Source organism: Oryzihumus sp. (assembly GCF_054325275.1).
This window is the reverse complement of record NZ_JBTCWL010000011.1, coordinates 26,346-42,835: the sequence shown is the minus strand read 5'-3', so window position 1 is coordinate 42,835 and position 16,490 is coordinate 26,346. Positions and strand designations below refer to the sequence as shown.

The 16,490-nt window shown below is 70.5% G+C and carries 15 protein-coding genes; 4 read left to right on the top strand and 11 right to left on the bottom strand.

Translation table 11 applies throughout. The features are described 5' to 3' along the window. Nucleotides 1–2: 2 nt before the first annotated feature. Complete coding sequence (locus tag ACXVGS_RS04565) at nt 3–2,087, top strand: acyltransferase family protein (protein ID WP_458531093.1); 2,085 nt, start codon at nt 3–5, stop codon at nt 2,085–2,087. 585 nt (nt 2,088–2,672) lie between these two features. Next, nucleotides 2,673–3,074 carry a cupin domain-containing protein gene (locus tag ACXVGS_RS04560; RefSeq protein ID WP_458528379.1) on the top strand — a complete coding sequence of 134 codons (402 nt, stop codon included), beginning with the start codon at nt 2,673–2,675 and terminating at the stop codon, nt 3,072–3,074. A gap of 94 nt (nt 3,075–3,168) precedes the next feature. On the opposite strand, the gene ACXVGS_RS04555 is transcribed toward ACXVGS_RS04560, so the two are convergent. Further along, nucleotides 3,169–3,426 (bottom strand): hypothetical protein, encoded by a 258-nt coding sequence (locus ACXVGS_RS04555; protein WP_458528378.1) that lies wholly within the window; start codon nt 3,424–3,426, stop codon nt 3,169–3,171. Between the two features lie 13 nt (nt 3,427–3,439). After that, nucleotides 3,440–4,405 (bottom strand): C45 family autoproteolytic acyltransferase/hydolase, encoded by a 966-nt coding sequence (locus ACXVGS_RS04550; RefSeq protein WP_458528377.1) that lies wholly within the window; start codon nt 4,403–4,405, stop codon nt 3,440–3,442. Nucleotides 4,406–4,500: 95 nt separating this feature from the next. Here ACXVGS_RS04550 and ACXVGS_RS04545 point away from each other — a divergent pair, with 95 nt between their 5' ends. Then, nucleotides 4,501–4,671, top strand: a complete 171-nt coding sequence (locus tag ACXVGS_RS04545; RefSeq protein WP_458532938.1) for a hypothetical protein — start codon at nt 4,501–4,503, stop codon at nt 4,669–4,671. Between the two features lie 3 nt (nt 4,672–4,674). Here the strand turns inward: ACXVGS_RS04545 and ACXVGS_RS04540 are convergent, their stop codons facing one another. From ACXVGS_RS04540 to ACXVGS_RS04530, 3 genes are all read right to left on the bottom strand, one after another. After that, the gene (locus ACXVGS_RS04540; protein WP_458531146.1) at nt 4,675–6,177 is read right to left on the bottom strand and encodes an alpha,alpha-trehalose-phosphate synthase (UDP-forming); all 1,503 of its coding nucleotides are present in this window, start codon (nt 6,175–6,177) and stop codon (nt 4,675–4,677) included. Between the two features lie 76 nt (nt 6,178–6,253). Further along, on the bottom strand, nt 6,254–7,168 hold the full coding sequence (locus ACXVGS_RS04535) for an SPFH domain-containing protein (RefSeq protein WP_458534160.1): 915 nt from the start codon (nt 7,166–7,168) through the stop codon (nt 6,254–6,256). Nucleotides 7,169–7,333: 165 nt separating this feature from the next. Further along, a complete protein-coding gene (locus ACXVGS_RS04530) occupies nt 7,334–8,149 on the bottom strand; it encodes a glycoside hydrolase family 16 protein (protein WP_458531097.1) in 816 nt (271 codons plus the stop codon). 319 nt (nt 8,150–8,468) lie between these two features. Here ACXVGS_RS04530 and ACXVGS_RS04525 point away from each other — a divergent pair, with 319 nt between their 5' ends. Further along, complete coding sequence (locus tag ACXVGS_RS04525) at nt 8,469–9,617, top strand: cation:proton antiporter (RefSeq protein WP_458536677.1); 1,149 nt, start codon at nt 8,469–8,471, stop codon at nt 9,615–9,617. Between the two features lie 83 nt (nt 9,618–9,700). Here the strand turns inward: ACXVGS_RS04525 and ACXVGS_RS04520 are convergent, their stop codons facing one another. From ACXVGS_RS04520 to ACXVGS_RS04495, 6 genes are all read right to left on the bottom strand, one after another. Next, on the bottom strand, nt 9,701–10,144 hold the full coding sequence (locus ACXVGS_RS04520) for an SRPBCC family protein (RefSeq protein WP_458528373.1): 444 nt from the start codon (nt 10,142–10,144) through the stop codon (nt 9,701–9,703). A gap of 45 nt (nt 10,145–10,189) precedes the next feature. Then, nucleotides 10,190–11,581 carry a wax ester/triacylglycerol synthase family O-acyltransferase gene (locus tag ACXVGS_RS04515; RefSeq protein ID WP_458528372.1) on the bottom strand — a complete coding sequence of 464 codons (1,392 nt, stop codon included), beginning with the start codon at nt 11,579–11,581 and terminating at the stop codon, nt 10,190–10,192. Beyond that, nucleotides 11,578–14,196 carry a bifunctional acetaldehyde-CoA/alcohol dehydrogenase gene (gene adhE / locus ACXVGS_RS04510; protein WP_458536671.1) on the bottom strand — a complete coding sequence of 873 codons (2,619 nt, stop codon included), beginning with the start codon at nt 14,194–14,196 and terminating at the stop codon, nt 11,578–11,580. The genes ACXVGS_RS04515 and adhE overlap by 4 nt, the downstream gene beginning before the upstream one ends. 147 nt (nt 14,197–14,343) lie before the next feature. Beyond that, a complete protein-coding gene (locus tag ACXVGS_RS04505) occupies nt 14,344–14,916 on the bottom strand; it encodes a hypothetical protein (protein ID WP_458531100.1) in 573 nt (190 codons plus the stop codon). After that, nucleotides 14,913–15,386, bottom strand: coding sequence for a DUF6114 domain-containing protein (locus ACXVGS_RS04500; protein ID WP_458528369.1), 474 nt, complete (start codon nt 15,384–15,386; stop codon nt 14,913–14,915). Before ACXVGS_RS04500 ends, ACXVGS_RS04505 begins: the two co-directional genes overlap by 4 nt. A gap of 167 nt (nt 15,387–15,553) precedes the next feature. Continuing rightward, nucleotides 15,554–16,294 (bottom strand): DUF6230 family protein, encoded by a 741-nt coding sequence (locus ACXVGS_RS04495; RefSeq protein ID WP_458528368.1) that lies wholly within the window; start codon nt 16,292–16,294, stop codon nt 15,554–15,556. Nucleotides 16,295–16,490: the final 196 nt, after the last annotated feature.

Genomic DNA, 16,490 nt, shown 5'->3' with positions numbered 1-16,490 from the left:
GTATGACTTCCGCCACCGTCACCGACGCAGAGATCGCCGCCCGACCGAGGAGGCGACCACAAGCACGCTTCCGCAAGGACATCGAGGGGCTGCGGGCCGTCGCAGTCATACTCGTCGTTGCCTTCCACGCAGGGATCGGCTTCGTGGGCGGTGGCTTCGTCGGCGTCGACGTGTTCTTCGTCCTCTCCGGATTCCTCATCACCGGGCTGCTGGTGGACGAGGTCGGCCGCACCGGCAGCATCTCGCTACGCGGTTTCTATGCGCGACGTGTGCGTCGGCTGCTGCCCTTGTCGACGCTGGTCCTGGTTGCCACAGCGATCGCCTCGTTCCTTCTCGTGCCGCCGATCGACCGCAAGGGCATCGCCGGCGACCTCGTCGGTGCCGCTCTGTGGGGCGCCAACTGGCGGTTCGCCGCTGCCTCGACCCAGTACATGGCGGACACGGACAAGAGTCCTGTCCTTCACTACTGGTCTCTGAGCGTTGAGGAGCAGTTCTACGTCGTCTGGCCACTCCTGCTCCTGCTTCTGGTGTACACGCTGAGGTACTCGAAGCGGCGTGCGCCATTCGCGACGCGTCGTCGGGTTGCTGTGACGCTCGGGGTGGTGACGACGGGCTCGTTCGTTGCCTCCTGGCAGCTGACCGCGGCGGGGAGCCCGTTCGCGTACTTCGGTCTTCACACTCGTGCGTGGGAGCTCGGCATCGGCGCGGCTCTGGCGCTTGCGCGACCGGTCCTCGGGTTGTTGACGCGAAGGGCCGCTCTGGCCGGCTCGCTCGTGGGGCTCGGCATGGTGGTCGGCTCGGCGTTGCTGATGGACGAGACGACGCCCTTCCCCGGAACAGCGGCAGTGGTTCCCGTCCTGGGCGCTGCCCTGCTGGTCGCCGCTGGGGCAAGAGTGCCCGACGAGGGCATCTCGAAGCTGCTGTCCCACCCGGTCCCGCGTTACATCGGCCGGGTCTCCTACGCCTGGTACCTGTGGCATTGGCCGGTGCTCATACTCGTCAACGATCGCTGGGGCCAGACCGCGGCAGCTGATGGGACCAGCGCCCCGCATGCAAGCGGCCCGGTGGTGCTTGCGGCGGTTGTGGCCTCGTTCGGGCTTGCCGTTGCCAGTCACTACATCGTCGAGGAACCGGCCCGCCATGCCGCCTGGTTCCAGCGCTCCCGTGCGCGCTCCCTGCAACTCGGTGGTGGCCTCGTCTCTGTCTCCCTGGTGAGCGCCGCCTTGTTGGTGAGCTCAACTTCCCTGGCGTCGAACGAAGGAGGCGCCAGCAGCCTGGCGGCGTCGGCACGCGCAGACACGCCCACCAACTCTGCCTGCCATGCGGGTTTCAACGGCTCGGAAGTGCCGCCTGCGAGCGAGTGCCGAGTCGGCTCGGGACATGGCAAGCTCACCATCGCGGTCATCGGTGACTCGCACATGCAGGAGTGGCGACCCGCGCTGGACCGTGCCGTGAAGGAGCGCGGCTGGACGTACTACTACTTCGGCAAGAGCTCGTGCGATGTCAGCGATGTGCCTGTCTGGGTCGCGCAGCAGAAGAGCCGCTACCGGACGTGTGATGAGTGGCGCAACAAGATGCTCGACCGCGTGGCCTCCATCAAGGGACTCGATGCGATCGTGATCGGGAGGTGGATGGACTACCGCACGCTCGCCCTGAAACCTGACGGAAGTCGCGTGGACGTGGCCTCCATCGAGGACGTCTGGCGGGCCGGCTCCGCGCGTTCGTTTGCGCGCTTGCGCAAGGCGGCGCCTCGGATTGTCGTACTGCGTGACACGCCACGCCCGATGTCCGACGTGCCGGCGTGCCTGTCTCGCAACGGGGGCAGCGCGGCCGACGCGTGCTCGTTCGATCGACGAACCCGGACCCATCTGGACGCCCCCCTCGTCGCAGCGGAGAAGGCAGCTGCCCCGGCTGCAGTGCGCTTTGCCGACATGACGTCCGTGCTGTGCCCCACCGATCGGTGCCCGGTGACCACACCGCAGAACGTGGTCATCTACAGGGATGGGCACCACATCACGGCTCGGTACAGCGAGCTCGTGTGGCGGGAGTTCTCAGACGCGGTCGAACGCGCCATCCAGGGCCCCTGAACCCCGCCTGTCAGCGCTGAGGGAGTCGGCCACTCGCGCTGGGCTGGCTCCGTCGTGGAGTGGCCTGACGTGGTGGGGCGTCTCGATGCGGACCACAAGGCCGGCGCGGCTGGCCGGCTGTTCGGTCCCCGGCCTGCGCGGCGTCAGCGTGCGCCCGATCACAGTGACCCGACCCTGACAGGCCGCGGTGATGTTGTCGTGGCCGCCCTGCGTGTCGGCCCAGGACACGAGCTCCTCCGGCCGGGACGGCGATTGTCGGCGGTGCACAGAACCCGGCGTACCGACCGACTCATCCACCCCACCCCTCTGAGCTGCGGTCTCAGGATTCGGCCAGTGGCCGACTGGACGGCCTCACAGGCAGGGCGAGGTCTCCTGCGTAGGACCAGACACCCCACGACGGAGGGGTGCCCGCGAGCAGGAGTCCTTGTCCGGACACAGAGCCGCAGGTGAGGTGGTTGCCATCCCCGTCGGCCGGGTGGATGTTTCATGGAGGAAGCCGTGGCGACGAATGACTTCTGGTCATGCACCTGAAAGACCAGCTCGCGCCGTACGCCATCGCTGGGTAACGACTCGAGGAGCGGATCCATGGCCAGCCTGCAGCACTTCACCATCGCCACGGTCGCCGAGCAGAGCGGGGACTTCAGGCGTGTCCTGTGGACCGGGAAGCACACCCAGCTGGTGATCATGACCATCCCACCGGGCGGGGAGATCGGGCGGGAGACCCACCCGGACACCGACCAGATCCTGACGTTCGTCAGCGGAACCGCAGAAGCAGACGTGGCCGGCCAGGTCCGCCGCCTGGCCCAGGGCGACCTCGTGGTGGTCCCGGCCGGTACTCCCCACAACTTCCGCAACATCGGTGTCAACCCGCTCGTCCTGTACACCGTGTACGCGCCGCCGGCCCACGCCAGGGACGCCCTGCACGTCACCAAGGAGCAGGGGGAGGCCGCCGCAGCCGCGGGGGAGGACGAGCCACCCGTGGTCTGACCCGTGCCCGCCGGTGACGATCGGGCCCCGCACGCTCAGTCGTTGCCTGTCGTCAAGGCGAGCAGATCGCCGGGGCGTGGACTCCGGGATCGGGCTAGGTCCGCCAGCGGGCCCATGCTGCCTGCCTGGTGGTGCCCGAGAGGTCGGCCACCTGGCTCCAGGAGCCGTTGGCCGCCAGCGAGCGCGCCGCCTCAGCCAGGCACTGACCGACATGGGCGTTCATCGCCAGCAGCTCGGCGAAGGACTCCTGGCTGCCGCGGCTCGCCAGCGCGGAGAGAGCCTGGCGGGCCAGCTCGGCCAGCTCTGCCGCCGGCAGCTGTTCGAGGTCCGTCCGCTGACCCTGACCTGCCATGGCACCTTCCTGTTCAGCCCTGCCTGAGCTCGACGTCCGTGGTCTCGTCGGGGGCGTCGAACGTCCGCGTCCAGGTCTTTCCCGGCCAACGGTAGTCGACTCTGCCCTCGAGAGGCCGGTAGACGGCGGTGTAGAGCGTGCCGAAGCCTTCGGAGTACGAACGGCTGTGCAGCGGAGGGAGAAGGAAGGCCTCGGCCACCTCGTCCGGCTCGAGGGAACGCTTGAGGAGGTCGCCCAGGTGGCGGTGCCGTTCGACACTGCGGAACCGACGCGCGTGGTCAGGGTCCTCCGGTGTGCGCCCGCGGTGGTTCGTCGCCACGGGGGCCGGGGAGTGCTCCGGTGCGCGTCCGGGTGCGACGAAGGCAGTACCTGCCTCTCCCGTCGCGTCCGTCATGGTCAGGTTGTAGGCCATCGCGACCGGTATGCGGTCCAGGGCTGCACGCGCCTCGCGCACCGACCCGGCGACCTCCAGCAGGTAGCGGACCACCAGGGGGATCGCGAACCCCGGCGCCGACACGGGGACGCCGCCGAAGGCCAGCGACACGACGAGCCGTCCTCGTTTCATACCGTCCAGCAGTCCCCACAGGCAGTCGCTGGTGCCGATCACCTTCCGGCCGGTGAAGGCGCTGGAGAGGACGACCTGCTCGAACAGGTGGGGGCTGTAGTCGTAGTTGCGCACGAGGGCGGGGGACTCGCCGGTCACGACGGCCTGGGAGCACCCCGGCAGGAAGGCCGGGAGGTCCCACTGCGTCAGCATCCGTGCAGCGGTTTCGTCGCCTCCCGCGAGCGAAAGCATCGCCTCCCATGTGGGGACCAGCTCAGGCAGGTGCCGGGTCAGGTGGGACCGGGCAGTCGCGAGGTCGGGCCGCGTCTGGGAACCCTCACGCAGATACCAAGCCCGGTATGCCGGCCAGGTCGCCTCGAACAGCGCTTGCCAGCGAGGGCCCGGGGTGGCCTCCTTCAGGCTGTGCAGCGTCATCGGGAACGTCCCGTCTCGATGCCACGCTCGAGATCCTCCGCGGAGAGGGACTCCAGGCGAAAGGGGCCATCGGTGACTACCGACCCCTGCACGCCATGGACCAGGCGGTGCAGGACTTCCGGCCGGACCTCATCATCATCTCCACCCATCCGGAGGAGCGGTCCGTCTGGCTGAGCCAGGACATCGTCGAGAGGGCGAGGAGGAAGTACTCGGTCCCTGTACGGCACGTGGTTTCGTTCGTGCCAGCCGAGATCTTCGGGGCGTGAGCCTCAGGGACTCACCCGCTCGGACGCCGTGTCCGACGCCCTGAGGTTGGCCCGCTGGGCACGTTGCACGGCTCGCCGTTCGCGTTCACTGGACACGGTCGTCCGGTATGGCTTGAGCGGTGCCGAGGCGAGCGAATCGAGAAACACCGACGCCCATCGCTGCACGTCGTGGTGGGCGACCTGCCTGCGCAGCGCCTTCATCCGGCGCCGCCGATCGTCCTCAGGCGCCGTGACCGCGCTCATGATGGTCTGCTTCAGGCCCTCGATGTCGTGCGGGTTGCAGGTGAAGGCCTGGTGCAGCTCGTGCCAGGCGCCGGTGAACTCCGACAGCACCAGGGCGCCACGCAGGTCGTGCCTGCAGGTGACGTACTCCTTGGCCACGAGGTTCATGCCGTCACGCAGCGGGGTGACGAGCATGATGTCCGCGGCGAGGAACATGGCCACCATCTCGGCCCGCGGATAGGAGTGGTGCAGGTAGTGGACGGCGTCCGAGCCGAGCACGGAGTACTCGCCGTTGATCCGGCCGACGGTGCGCTCCACCTCCTCGCGCAGCAGACGGTAGGGGCCCACGCGTTCGCGGCTCGGCAGGGCCAGCTGGACAAAGGTGACCGTGGGCGGGCTGATGGCGCCATCCTGCAGCAGCTCCTCGTAGGCCTTCAGCCTGTGCCGGATTCCCTTGGTGTAGTCGAGCCGGTCGACACCCAGCATGAGGACCTCCGGGTTGCCGAGCGACGCCCGGATCTGCTCGGCGCGGGCGCCGATACCAGGGGTGCGCGCGAGGGCGTCGAGTCCCTTGAAGTCCACCGAGATCGGTATGGCGCTGGCCCGTACCGTCCTTGGTGGTTGTCCTGCTGCTGAAGCGAAGGTGACCGTGTCGCCCTTGATGGACATGCCCAGCAGCCGTCGGCAGGCCCGCAGGAAGTTCTCGGCATCCGCGGTCTGCTGGAAACCCAGGAAGTCGGCGCCCAGCAACCCCTCCACCAGGGACCGGCGCCACGGCAGCTGCGCGAAGAGCTCGACCGGCGGGAAGGGGATGTGGTTGAACCACCCGATGCGCAGGTCGGGGCGCAGAGCACGGACCATCGCGGGCACCAGCTGGAGCTGGTAGTCGTGAACCCAGACGGTGGCACCCGGCGACGCCACCTGGACGATCGCGCGGGCGAATCGAAGGTTGACCGAACGGTAGCTGTTCCACCAGTTGCGGTGGAAGGACGCCTGCACGATGACATCGTGGTAGAGAGGCCACAGCGTCCCGTTGCTGAAGCCCTCGTAGTAGTCCTTGACCTCCGCGAGCGACAGGCTCACCGGGTAAAGACAGACCCCATCGTCATGGAACGGTTCGAGCGCCAGCTCCGGCTCACCGGCCCACCCGACCCACGCCGCGGCACGGTCCCGCATGACGGGCTCCATGGCGGTGACCAGACCCCCCGGGCTCCGTTGCCACGAGGGGGCACCGTCCGGACCGACAACGCGGTCGACGGGGAGACGGTTGGCGGCAACCACCATTCCGAACGTCGGCCCTGCTCCGGTCACGAGACATCAGCTCCCGCCTGGACGGTGAAACCGCAAACGCGCGCCCCGCTCAGCCCTGCGGGCCGGGTGAGCGACCTCCGGACGGTGCGGGTTCGGCGGCGGGGTGGCCGTTGCTGACCGGGGCTGTGGTGGCCGGCGTCACCATCTCCGCGGATGTCACCGCCTCGGAAGCCACAGCGGCCGCGGCGCGTGCCCGGTCTGCCGGGGTGACGGCATGGTCCAGGAACCGCAACAGCTCCACGGGGAACGGCATCACCAGCGTGCTGTTCTTCTCCGCGGCCACCTCCACGACGGTCTGCAGAAGCCGGAGCTGCAGCGCTGCTGGGTCAGCAGCCATGGCCGCCGCCGCCTGTGCCAGCTTCTTGGAGGCCTGGTACTCACCGTCGGCGGCGATCACCCGGGCGCGTCGCTCGCGCTCGGCCTCGGCCTGCCGCGACATCGACCGCTTCATCGCGTCCGGAAGGGAGACGTCCTTGACCTCGACCCGCATGACCTTGACGCCCCAGGGCTTTTCGGTTGGCGCGTCGATGATCGAGGTCAGCTCGGCGTTGAGCTTCTCCCGGTTGGACAGCAGTTCGTCGAGGTCGGCCCGGCCGATGACCGCTCGCATCGAGGTCTGCGACACCTGGGAGATGGCGTACTCGTAGTCGCGCACGTTGACCAGCGCCTTGACCGGGTCGACCACCTGGAAGTAGACGACGGCGTCGACCCGGACCGACACGTTGTCGCGGGTGATGCAGTCCTGTGCGGGCACCCCGAGTGTCGTGATCTGCAGGTTCGCCTTCTTCAGGCGCTCGACCACCGGCACGATCACGGCGAGCCCGGGCCCACGCACGTGCTCCCGGACACGGCCGAAGCGGAAGACGACTCCCCGTTCGTACTGCTGGACCACCCGAAGGGCGAACAAGGCCCACAACACCACGACCACGACGAGAGCGATGAGGATGGCGATGATGGTGCTCATGGCGACGGTCCGTCCCTGGCCGTGCGGGCCAGCCGATGCAGTGCGCCGGGGGCGACGAAGGCGGAGCGTCCTCGTGAGGGGGTCCTCGGTGGTTCAACTCTACGCCTGGTCGAACTGAGGGGCTCCGGGCGCACGCGCCGGCCACCGGGGCCTTCGGGGTCCATGTCACCTCCTGGTGAAGACCCGGACGTAGTCGACGCTCACGGTCTGCGGCACCAGGACCGGAGGAGAGATCGTGCTCGACACGGCGAGGTTGAGGATCAGGTAGTGGGGGTGCGTCGCGGGCTGGGCCACGGACCCCTGGGACACCCCGTCGTAGTAGAAGGTCATCGACCCGGGCTCCCAGTCGACGCCGAACGTGTGCCACCCGGTCGCGGTGTGCGGCATGGAGTTGTGCCACGCGGACGTGAGGTTGGTGACCTCGTGGTGGTAGTGGTCCCAGCTGTAGTGCCACTGGACGTCGCTGCCCAGGCACTCCATGACGTCGATCTCCTCGATCGGGGCACCCTCGTTGCCGTTGACCCAGAACGCCGGCCAGTTCGTGCAGGCCCCGAACACGTCACTCGCCGGCAGGAACATGCGCGCTTCGGCGTAGCCGTAGGTGAACTGGAACGTCCTCGCCGTCTCGACCAGTCCAGAGGCGTACTGCCACTTCAGGCAGGGGCGCTTGACCGCGGTCAGGTGCAACGCGCCGCCGGACTCGGTGACCTGACGCGGGTCGTAGCAGGACAGCTCCGCCGTGTTGACCGGCTTGGTGACCGAGGAGTTGGAGGCACCGCCCCAGTTCGGTTGCCACTTGCCCAGGTCGACGCTGCTGCCGTCGAACTCGTCGGCCCAGTGGAGCGCCCAGGTGCCGGACGGGCCATGCGGCGCTGGGGTGCTCGGCGGTGCCACGGCCGCCCGTGGAGTGTTCGGGTGGCTGCAGCTCGCCGCGGCGGTCACCAGTACGGCGGCGACGACCAGGTGCGCGAGCCTCCTCATTGCTGGGTGACCCCCTTCCGCCGGCGTCATGGCCCCCGACCAGCATCGGTCCCCGGGCTGAGCGCTGCCTGAGGTCCGGACCGGTCAGGCCACACTCTCGTGCCCTGGCCGGCCACGTCGCCTCATCCGTCGGGGATGCCGCGGGCGGACGGGGTGCTCCGGCCCCGACCGGTGCCCCGCGGCGCGCCGACGAGCCGGCTCGGCCGTTCGGTCGTGGCGAGGGAGCACGATGAGCAGGTGCCCCTGTCGCGTGGAAGCGCGTTCCCGAGGGGGATGACCACCCTGACCTCGCGATGGAGGGGGACCGCCGGTGACCTTCATGCTCCTGTCCGTGGTCTGCCTGGCCGGGATCGCCGGGCCGTTGCTGGCGATCTCCCACCGGTGGGGCCTGCCCGTCGTCGTCGGCGAGCTGCTGGTCGGCGTCCTGCTCGGGCCGATGGTGCTGGGGGCCGCGCGGGCCACCGAGCCCACCTTCGCGTTCCTGGCCGAGATCGGGTTCGCGCTGGTGATGTTCGTCGCCGGCTCCCACGTCCCCATCGGCGACTCCCGGCTGCGGGCGGCCTTGCCGAAGGGGCTGCTCCGGGCCGCCCTGGTCGGGGTTGCCTCCGTCCCGGTCGCCATCATGCTCGCGCAGGTCTTCGGGACCGGCCACGCCGTGTTGTATGCCGTCTTGCTGGCATCGTCCTCGGCGGCCCTGATCCTGCCGATCATCGATGCCCTCCGCCTGTCCGGCGGCCCGGTGCTGGAGCTGCTGCCCCAGGTGGCCGTCGCCGACGCCGTCTGCATCGTCGCGGTCCCGCTGGCCATCGACCCCGCCCGCGCCGGTCGGGCCGCCCTCGGTGCGCTGGCGGTGGTCGGGTGCGCCGTCGTGCTGTTCGTGGTGCTGCGGGCGACCGAGCGGCGCGGCTGGCGGCACGACGTGCACCGCCTGTCCGAGCGGCGCAAGTTCGCCCTCGAGCTGCGGATCAACCTGGCCATCCTCTTCGGCCTCGCCGCCGTCGCCCAGACCACGCGGGTCTCGATCATGCTGGCCGGCTTCACCTTCGGGCTGGCGGTGGCCGCCATCGGCGAGCCACGCCGCCTGGCCCGTCAGCTGTTCGCGGTCACCGAGGGCTTCTTCGGCCCGCTCTTCTTCATCTGGCTCGGCGCCTCCCTCGACCTGCGCGCCCTCGGCCAGCACCCTGCCCTCATCGGGCTCGGCGTGGCCCTGGGGGTCGGAGCCCTCGCCACCCACCTGGTGCCCCGGCTGGCCGGGCAGCCGACCACTCTCGGCGCCCTGGCCTGCGCTCAGCTCGGTGTCCCGGTTGCGGCCGCGGCCCTGGGGGTGCAGTCACACCTGCTGGCCGCGGGGGAACCGACCGCCCTCGTCCTCGGTGCCCTCGTGACGATCGCGGTGGCCGCCGTGGCAGGTTCCCTCGCCGCCAGGAGCCGGGACACCGCGGCCGCCGCCGACAGCTCCCGCAGCTGAGGCCTGCCCTGTCCGCCGACTCGGTCATCGCGACCGCAGCCCGGCTGCCCGGTCGGCGGGCACGCTGAGATCCCCTGGCGCGGTCAGACGGGCGCGCCCTCCAGGTGCGACTTGAGCCCCGCGAGGGTGCTGGCGACCAGGCCGCGGATGACCCGGGAGCGGATGAACCCCGGCAGCGGGAGGTTGTGGTGGATCGTCAGCGCGTAGGTCACCTGGACGCGCCCGGATCCCAGCGGGGTCAGGGTGTAGAGGCCCTCCTGCCCGGTCTGCAGCACCCCGGAGAGCATCGTCCAGCTCATCGCGTCGTCGGTGTGCTCGTAGGAGAGCGTGTAGCGGTCGGTGCCGACCGTGGCCCTGGCCTTGAACCGAGCGGTCCGGGGCAGCCCGGTGTCGAAGGTCGAGAGAACCTCGGCCTCCAGGATCTCGGGGATCCACTCCGGCTGGCTGGCGACGTCACGGATCGTGGCGAGCACGTCCTCGAACGCCGCGTCGATCTCGACGCTCTGGGTGGAGCTGTCGGTCGGCATCCTGCCCCTCCTGTCCTGCCCGAGCGCGCCGGGTGAGCCGGCCGTTCAGGCGGTCCGCGCCACGCTGATGAGGTCGGCGACCTCGCGTTCCACGGCGTGCAGCAGCTTCTCCGGCTCGCGGACGCGGTCGGCGTCGGCCATGAACCCCACCCGCAGCGTGTCCGCGTAGGTGAAGATGCTGACGCCCAGCGTCTGGCGACCCGACCCGGGCACCCAGCCGAGGGCCCCGGAGATCCGGACGCCGCAGAGGTAACGCACGCTGGCCGGGCCGGCGACGTTGGTCGTCACGCCGATCACCTTGTCCGCGAAGAAGTTGACGACGTAGTGCTCGAGCTGGCGCGTCGTCCGCCCGATCGCGGTGATCAGCCCGAACGTCACGGTCGCCTCGGGGGACCGCTTGAGCCAGTCCATCCGCCGCTTGGTCTCGGCCAGGCGCTCCAGCGGGGGCTGGATGCTGGAGGGGAAGGTGAAGAACACCAGGGCGAACTTGTTGCCCAGCTCGCGCGGCAGCGGCTGGTCGAGCCGCCGGATGTTGACCGGCACCATCGTGGGCAGGTCGGCCGGGACCGCGCCGTGGTCGAGCTGGTAGCGGCACAGGGCGCCGGCGACGGCGCTGAGCAGGACGTCGTTGAGGGTGGCCCCGGCCAGCCGCCCGACGTGCTTGAGGTCGGCCAGCGGCCAGGGCTGGGACCACACCGCCCGCTTGTGGATGCCGGGCGTGCCGCTGAGCGGGTTGTCGGGAGTGCTGGTCAGCAGGAGGTCGTCGAACACCTGACCGGTGCGCAGCACCTGGGCCACGGCGCCGGCGACGCCCGAGGGGGTGGTCAGGGCGAGTATGCCGGTCATCGCCTGCCTGGTCAGCCCGGCTCCCGCGCGGGTGGCGGACAGCGCGGAGTCCACGAGGCCGGCCAGGCCCCCGGGCCGCGGCGGTGCGAGGGCACCCTCTGCCTCGCCGAGGTCATCGTCCGGGGCCTCGTCGGTGAGCGAGAGCATCACCTGGGTCAGCGCGATTCCGTCGGCCAGGGCGTGGTGGAACCGGCAGAGGAGCGCGGCCCCGGAGCCGTAGCCGTCGACGAGGTGGATCTGCCACAGCGGGTGGGCGCGGTCGAGCGGCACGTGCAGGTGCTGCTCCAGCAGGCGCTGCAGGGCCGCGTCGTCACCCGGCCGCGGCAGCCTCACGCGGTGCACGTGCCGCTCCAGCGAGAAGTCCGGGTCGTCCTCCCAGTGCGGCAGGCCCAGCGGTGTCCGCGGCGGCACGGGGCGCTGGTGGAAGACGGGGAACCGCTCGACCATGCGCCGGCGCACCACGTCGACGAGCCGGTCCCAGTCGGGGGCTGCGTCGAGGAACATCACCGACTCGATGACCATGAGGTTGTTCGGCCGGTCCATGTTCAGCCAGATGGTGTCGACTGGCCCGATGCGTCTGCGCTCGCTCATGGGGCCGCACCACCCGACCCGTAGTAGCCCTGCCGCAGCAGGTCGGTGATCTCCTGGACGAGCGGCATGCGCGGGTTGGTCCGGTTGCTGAGGTCCTGGAACGCGGTCATCGCCAGGTCGGGCAGCGCCGCCAGGAACTCCTGCTCCGCAACGCCCGCGTCCTGGAGGGTGCGCGGCATACCGAGCGTGTCGAGCAGGTCGTCGACCGCCTGGAACAGGCGGCGCCGGCTCTCCTCGGCGCCGCGCCCGCCGAAGATGACCCGGCCGAGCTGGGCGTACTTCTCGGGCGCGACGTAGGCCGAGTAGCCCGGCGCCGGCATGAACTTGCTGGGCAGCGCGGCGTTGTAGGCCAGCACGTGGGGCAGGAAGACGCCGTTGGCGCGGCCGTGGGCCAGGTGGAAGTGTGCGCCCACGGCGTGGGCGAGGGCGTGGTTGGTGCCGACGAAGGCGTTGGAGAAGGCCAGCCCCGCCAGCGTCGCGGCGTTGGCCATGTCGGTGCGCGCCTGCAGGTCGCCGGGGTCGGCGTGCACCCGGGGCAGGGCCTCGAAGATGAGTCGCGCGGCCTGCACGCAGAAGGCGTCGGTGTACGGCGAGGCGAACACCGACACCACCGCCTCGAGGGCGTGGGTGAGGGCGTCGACCCCGCTGTCCAGCGTCACCGCGTCGGGCATCGACAGGGTCAGCGTCGGGTCGACGATGGCCAGGTCCGGCACGAGGCTGTAGTCGACGAGCGTCTCCTTGCGGCCGTCGACCGTGACCACCGCGGCCGGTGACACCTCCGACCCGGTCCCGGACGTGGTGGGCAGTGCGACCAGCTGGACCGTGTGCGCGTCCGGGGGGTACTCGGCCACGCGCTTGCGGGGGTCGAGGAACGGCAGGGTCAGGTCGGCCAGGCGCAGCTCGGGGTGCTCGTGGAACAGGCGCATGGCCTTGGCGGCGTCGATGACCGAGCCGCCGCCGACGGCCACGACCAGGTCGGGCCGGGCCCGCCGCAACAGCTCGACGCCGCGACGGATGGTGGCCTCGTCGGGCTCGGGCGTGACGTCGCTGAACACCTGGACGTGCGAGGCCCGCAGCGTGCTGCGCACCAGGGCCACCACGCCCCGGTCCTCGCTCGGCCCGTCGGTGACGATGACCGCGCTGTCGGTCTCGACGTCGCGCAGGTTCTCGAGCGCACCGGCGTTGAAGTAGGTGTTCGCCGGCACCCGGAACCACTGCGGCGGGGTGCGACGGCGCGAGACGGTCTTGATGTTGAGCAGCTGCAGGTAGTTGACGTTCTCGGTGGTGCTCGACCCGCCCCACGTCCCGCACCCGAGGGAGAAGGTCGGCGTCAGGTTGTTGTAGACCCCGCCCAGGGCACCGACGGCGGTCGGCGCGTTGACCAGGATCCGGCCGGTGCGCACCGCCCGGCTGTAGGCGTCGACGACGGCGTCCTCGCGGGCGTAGATGGCCGACGTGTGCCCGAGACCGCCGTGCTCGGTGACCAGCACCGCGGTGTCGATGGCGTGCCGCTCGTCCCTGGCGCGCACCACGCCGAGCACGGGCATGAGCTTCTCCTGCACCAGCGGGTGCCTGCCCAGCTCGGCGAGGTCGGCCGGCAGGGGCGCGAGCAGGACCTTCGTGGCCGGGGCGACACGGAAGCCGGCCCGCCGCGCCAGCTCCGGGGCCAGCTGGCCCAGCGCGGCGAGGTTGGCCCGGTCACCGACGCCGAACGCGAACGTCGCGAGCTGCTCCTCCTCGGCGGGGGTGAGCAGGTGCGCGCCCATTCGCTCGAACTCGGCGATCGTCTCGTCGTAGATCTCGTCGTCGATGATGCAGGTCTGCTCAGCCGGGCAGATCACCGAGGCGTCGAAGGTCTTGGAGATCAGGATGTCGACCACCGCCCCCTTCACGTCGGCGGTGCGGTGCAGGTAGACCGGCGCGTTGCCGGGCCCGACGCTCAGGCCCGGCTTGCCCGCGGCGTTGGCGAGGGCGACGATCTTCTGCCCGCCCGTGACCCAGATGAAGTCGACCTGCGGGTGCGTGAACAGGTAGTGGGTGACCCGGTGCTCGGGGTCGGGGAGCACCTGAAGGGCACCGGGCGGCATACCGGCCTCCTCGGCGGCCCGCCGCAGGATCTCGACGCTGCGCTCGCAGCAGCGGGTCGCGAACGGCGAGGGCCGGAACACGATGGCGTTGCGGGTCTTGGCCGCCACGATCGCCTTGTAGAGCACCGTCGACGTCGGGTTGGTGACGGGCGTGATCGCCAGGACCACCCCGATCGGCTCGGCGACCCGCACGATGTTGCGCTCGACGTCCTCGTCGACGACCCCGACCGACCTCTTGCCGCGCAGGTAGTCGTGGAGGAACTCCGTCGCGACGTAGTTCTTGACCACCTTGTCCTCGAAGACGCCGAAGCCGGTCTCCTCGACGGCCAGGCGGGCCAGCTCGGTGGCCGCCCTCACCCCCGCGCGCACCATCGCCTCGACGATCCGGTCCACCTGCTCCTGGTCGAGCTCGCGGAAGGCCCGGGCAGCCTGCGCGGCGCGCTCGACGGCGACGTCGACCGTGGCCCGGCGAGTGCCGTCCAGCGCCTCGGTGTCCGTGGAGGGTTGGGTGCCCGTGGAGTCGTGCACGGGGGCCTTCGGCGTCACTGTCCTCGTCGATGCCATCGTCGCTTCCCTTGGACGGTTGCCTCGGCACCCACCGTGCCCGGGCAGGCGTGGGCCTGGAAGAGGCGTTGGTCCCCGGGGTGTGACGGTGCCGCGACGAGTCCCTGCGGCTCAGGCCGGCGTGCAGAACGAGGCCGACGCGCGCAGCCCGGGCGCGCTGAACGCCGGCAGCTTCAGGCTGGTCACCTCGATGGTGACGTCGGTGAGGACCACGTCACCGAGGTCGGCGGCCGGGGGAGGGGTGTCCGGCGTCCAGGTCACACTGGCCCCCGCCACGGTGGCCGTGACCGACCGGGCATACAGCGTCAGGCCGTTGGCCGAGGTCGACGCGCTGTCGGCCGGCGTGACCGATGCCGCCGTCAGCCCGGTCCCGAGGGCGGTGACGGGGGTGCACGGGGTGTGCAGCTCGAGCCCCGTCAGCGTGGCGGCGGTGCTGCGCAGCTCGATGGTGGACACCGTGCCGGCCGTGGTCGGGACGGTGACGACACCGTCGTAGGCCAGCCCGGCGAGCGTGGCCTTGGCAGCGGTGAGGGTCGCGACCGCCCCACCGGGGGTCCCGGGGGGCAGCGAGGCCTGGCCGAGGGCGATGCCCGGCGCCTGGCTCAGCACCAGGGCCACAGCCATGAGCGCGCCCGCGGACCAGCGGATGGACGGCTGCCGCCGCCCCACGGATGAGCTGCTCATGCCCGGCTGGGCTCCGGTCCGGTGCCACCGGCGGCGGGGCCAGGGTCGCGGTCGTCCGGCAGGTCGGGCGCAGCCGCCGGCGCGGAGTCCCCGGCGGGGGTCCGGTCGACGACGATCCAGGCGAAGCCGAGCGCGCCACCGACGATCGACAGCAGGCCGCCGAGCAGGAAGCCACCGACGTTGCTGGTGACGAACGACGCGACGCCGAGCAGGATCGCCAGCAGCCCATAGAGCTTGTTCTGGCTCGGTGTCATCCACATGAGCAGGCCCAGTATGGCGATCACGGCACCCACCAGGGCCGCGATGACGACCGAGGGGGTCACCAACATGATCTTGTAGGCGGTCAGCGGGATCGTGGCGATCTCCAGGCCGCCCAGGAGGGTGAACAGGCCACCCCAGAAGGGCCGCGAGCGCCGCCACCGACGGAACCGTCGTGGCCTGGCCGCCGGGGGTGGCAGGGCAGAGTCCACCTCCGGCGGCCGGTCATGCGATTCGCTGGGTCGTGACGCGTCGTCATCAGGCATGAGAAGTTCCCCTGTTCATGCGTGCCGGCCCGTGGGGACGCTGCGTCCCACCGGCCGCACGACTTCCTGGTGCCCCCAGCGATGTGTGGTCCGGGTCGGCGGCTGCCGAACCCTCAGCAGCTGGAGACGAACTCGGCGTAGAGCTTGAGTCCGCTGATGTTGAAGCTCCCGGCCTCCGTCCCCACGCCGACCTGCTTGATGCTCGTGAGCGTCACGCGGTCGGCGCCCTGGGCGAAGCTGCCGCCGATCGGCTGACCGGACAGCGCGCCATACGGGTCGGTGAAGTCGTTGTTCGGGGCGAAGCCCTGACCGGCCAGGGCCGAGCCCACGGACTCGCCGATGGTGAAGTTGTTGAAGTTCGCGCCGCTCGCGGTCAGCGCCGGGGCCTGGATGACCAGGTTCGAAGCCGTGGTGTCACCGGAGCCGGCGATGGTGACCCGGATGGCGTTGCCGAGCGGGGTCGGGGCGCAGATGCTCTGCGCGAGGTTGGAGATCGTCGCCGACCCGAGCTGGGTCACCGTGTCGGACGCATAGGTGCTCCCGCCCGCACTGGCGGTGTTGTTGATCGATCCGGACCCGTTGATGAGCGCGCCGGCACCGTTGTTGAGGGCGCTCGCGCCCGCGCTGCTGGCCAGCTTGTCCGGGAAGGCGTACTGCACGAAGTGGGTGCCGCTCAGGCTGTCCGCGGACAGCTGGAACGGAATGCCCGAGAACGAGAACGACAGCGCGAAGGCGCCGGTGGCGCCGAGGTACCCGATGAGGCCGACCGCGCCGACCCCCGCTCCTGCTGCCAGGCCGAACCGACGCCAGCGCGTGCGGCCAACCGTCGCGGCAGCTTCTGGAGAACGTGCCATGAGTGCCCCCAAACGTGGGCTCCGGATGGCCTGCACGGCCATCGACCTGCTTCCTTTCCCTTGTGGTAGCAGACGTTTTCGGCCACCGGATCCCCAATCGGCCGGGGCTAGTACCAAGGAACGGGGTCGAGGTGGTCTCACAATTCGCCACACAGGCACCGGTATGCCGTCAAAGCGGCTCCCCGGCGCGCGGCCG

What these genes read in the sequence shown, in the direction of transcription:
- ACXVGS_RS04565 (WP_458531093.1), top strand. Translation starts at nt 3, where the DNA reads ATGACTTCCGCCACCGTCACCGACGCAGAGATCGCCGCCCGACCGAGG.
- ACXVGS_RS04560 (WP_458528379.1), top strand. Translation starts at nt 2,673, where the DNA reads ATGGCCAGCCTGCAGCACTTCACCATCGCCACGGTCGCCGAGCAGAGC.
- ACXVGS_RS04555 (WP_458528378.1), bottom strand. Translation starts at nt 3,426, where the DNA reads ATGGCAGGTCAGGGTCAGCGGACGGACCTCGAACAGCTGCCGGCGGCA.
- ACXVGS_RS04550 (WP_458528377.1), bottom strand. Translation starts at nt 4,405, where the DNA reads ATGACGCTGCACAGCCTGAAGGAGGCCACCCCGGGCCCTCGCTGGCAA.
- ACXVGS_RS04545 (WP_458532938.1), top strand. Translation starts at nt 4,501, where the DNA reads ATGGACCAGGCGGTGCAGGACTTCCGGCCGGACCTCATCATCATCTCC.
- ACXVGS_RS04540 (WP_458531146.1), bottom strand. Translation starts at nt 6,177, where the DNA reads ATGGTGGTTGCCGCCAACCGTCTCCCCGTCGACCGCGTTGTCGGTCCG.
- ACXVGS_RS04535 (WP_458534160.1), bottom strand. Translation starts at nt 7,168, where the DNA reads ATGAGCACCATCATCGCCATCCTCATCGCTCTCGTCGTGGTCGTGGTG.
- ACXVGS_RS04530 (WP_458531097.1), bottom strand. Translation starts at nt 8,149, where the DNA reads ATGAGGAGGCTCGCGCACCTGGTCGTCGCCGCCGTACTGGTGACCGCC.
- ACXVGS_RS04525 (WP_458536677.1), top strand. Translation starts at nt 8,469, where the DNA reads ATGCTCCTGTCCGTGGTCTGCCTGGCCGGGATCGCCGGGCCGTTGCTG.
- ACXVGS_RS04520 (WP_458528373.1), bottom strand. Translation starts at nt 10,144, where the DNA reads ATGCCGACCGACAGCTCCACCCAGAGCGTCGAGATCGACGCGGCGTTC.
- ACXVGS_RS04515 (WP_458528372.1), bottom strand. Translation starts at nt 11,581, where the DNA reads ATGAGCGAGCGCAGACGCATCGGGCCAGTCGACACCATCTGGCTGAAC.
- ACXVGS_RS04505 (WP_458531100.1), bottom strand. Translation starts at nt 14,916, where the DNA reads ATGAGCAGCTCATCCGTGGGGCGGCGGCAGCCGTCCATCCGCTGGTCC.
- ACXVGS_RS04495 (WP_458528368.1), bottom strand. Translation starts at nt 16,294, where the DNA reads ATGGCACGTTCTCCAGAAGCTGCCGCGACGGTTGGCCGCACGCGCTGG.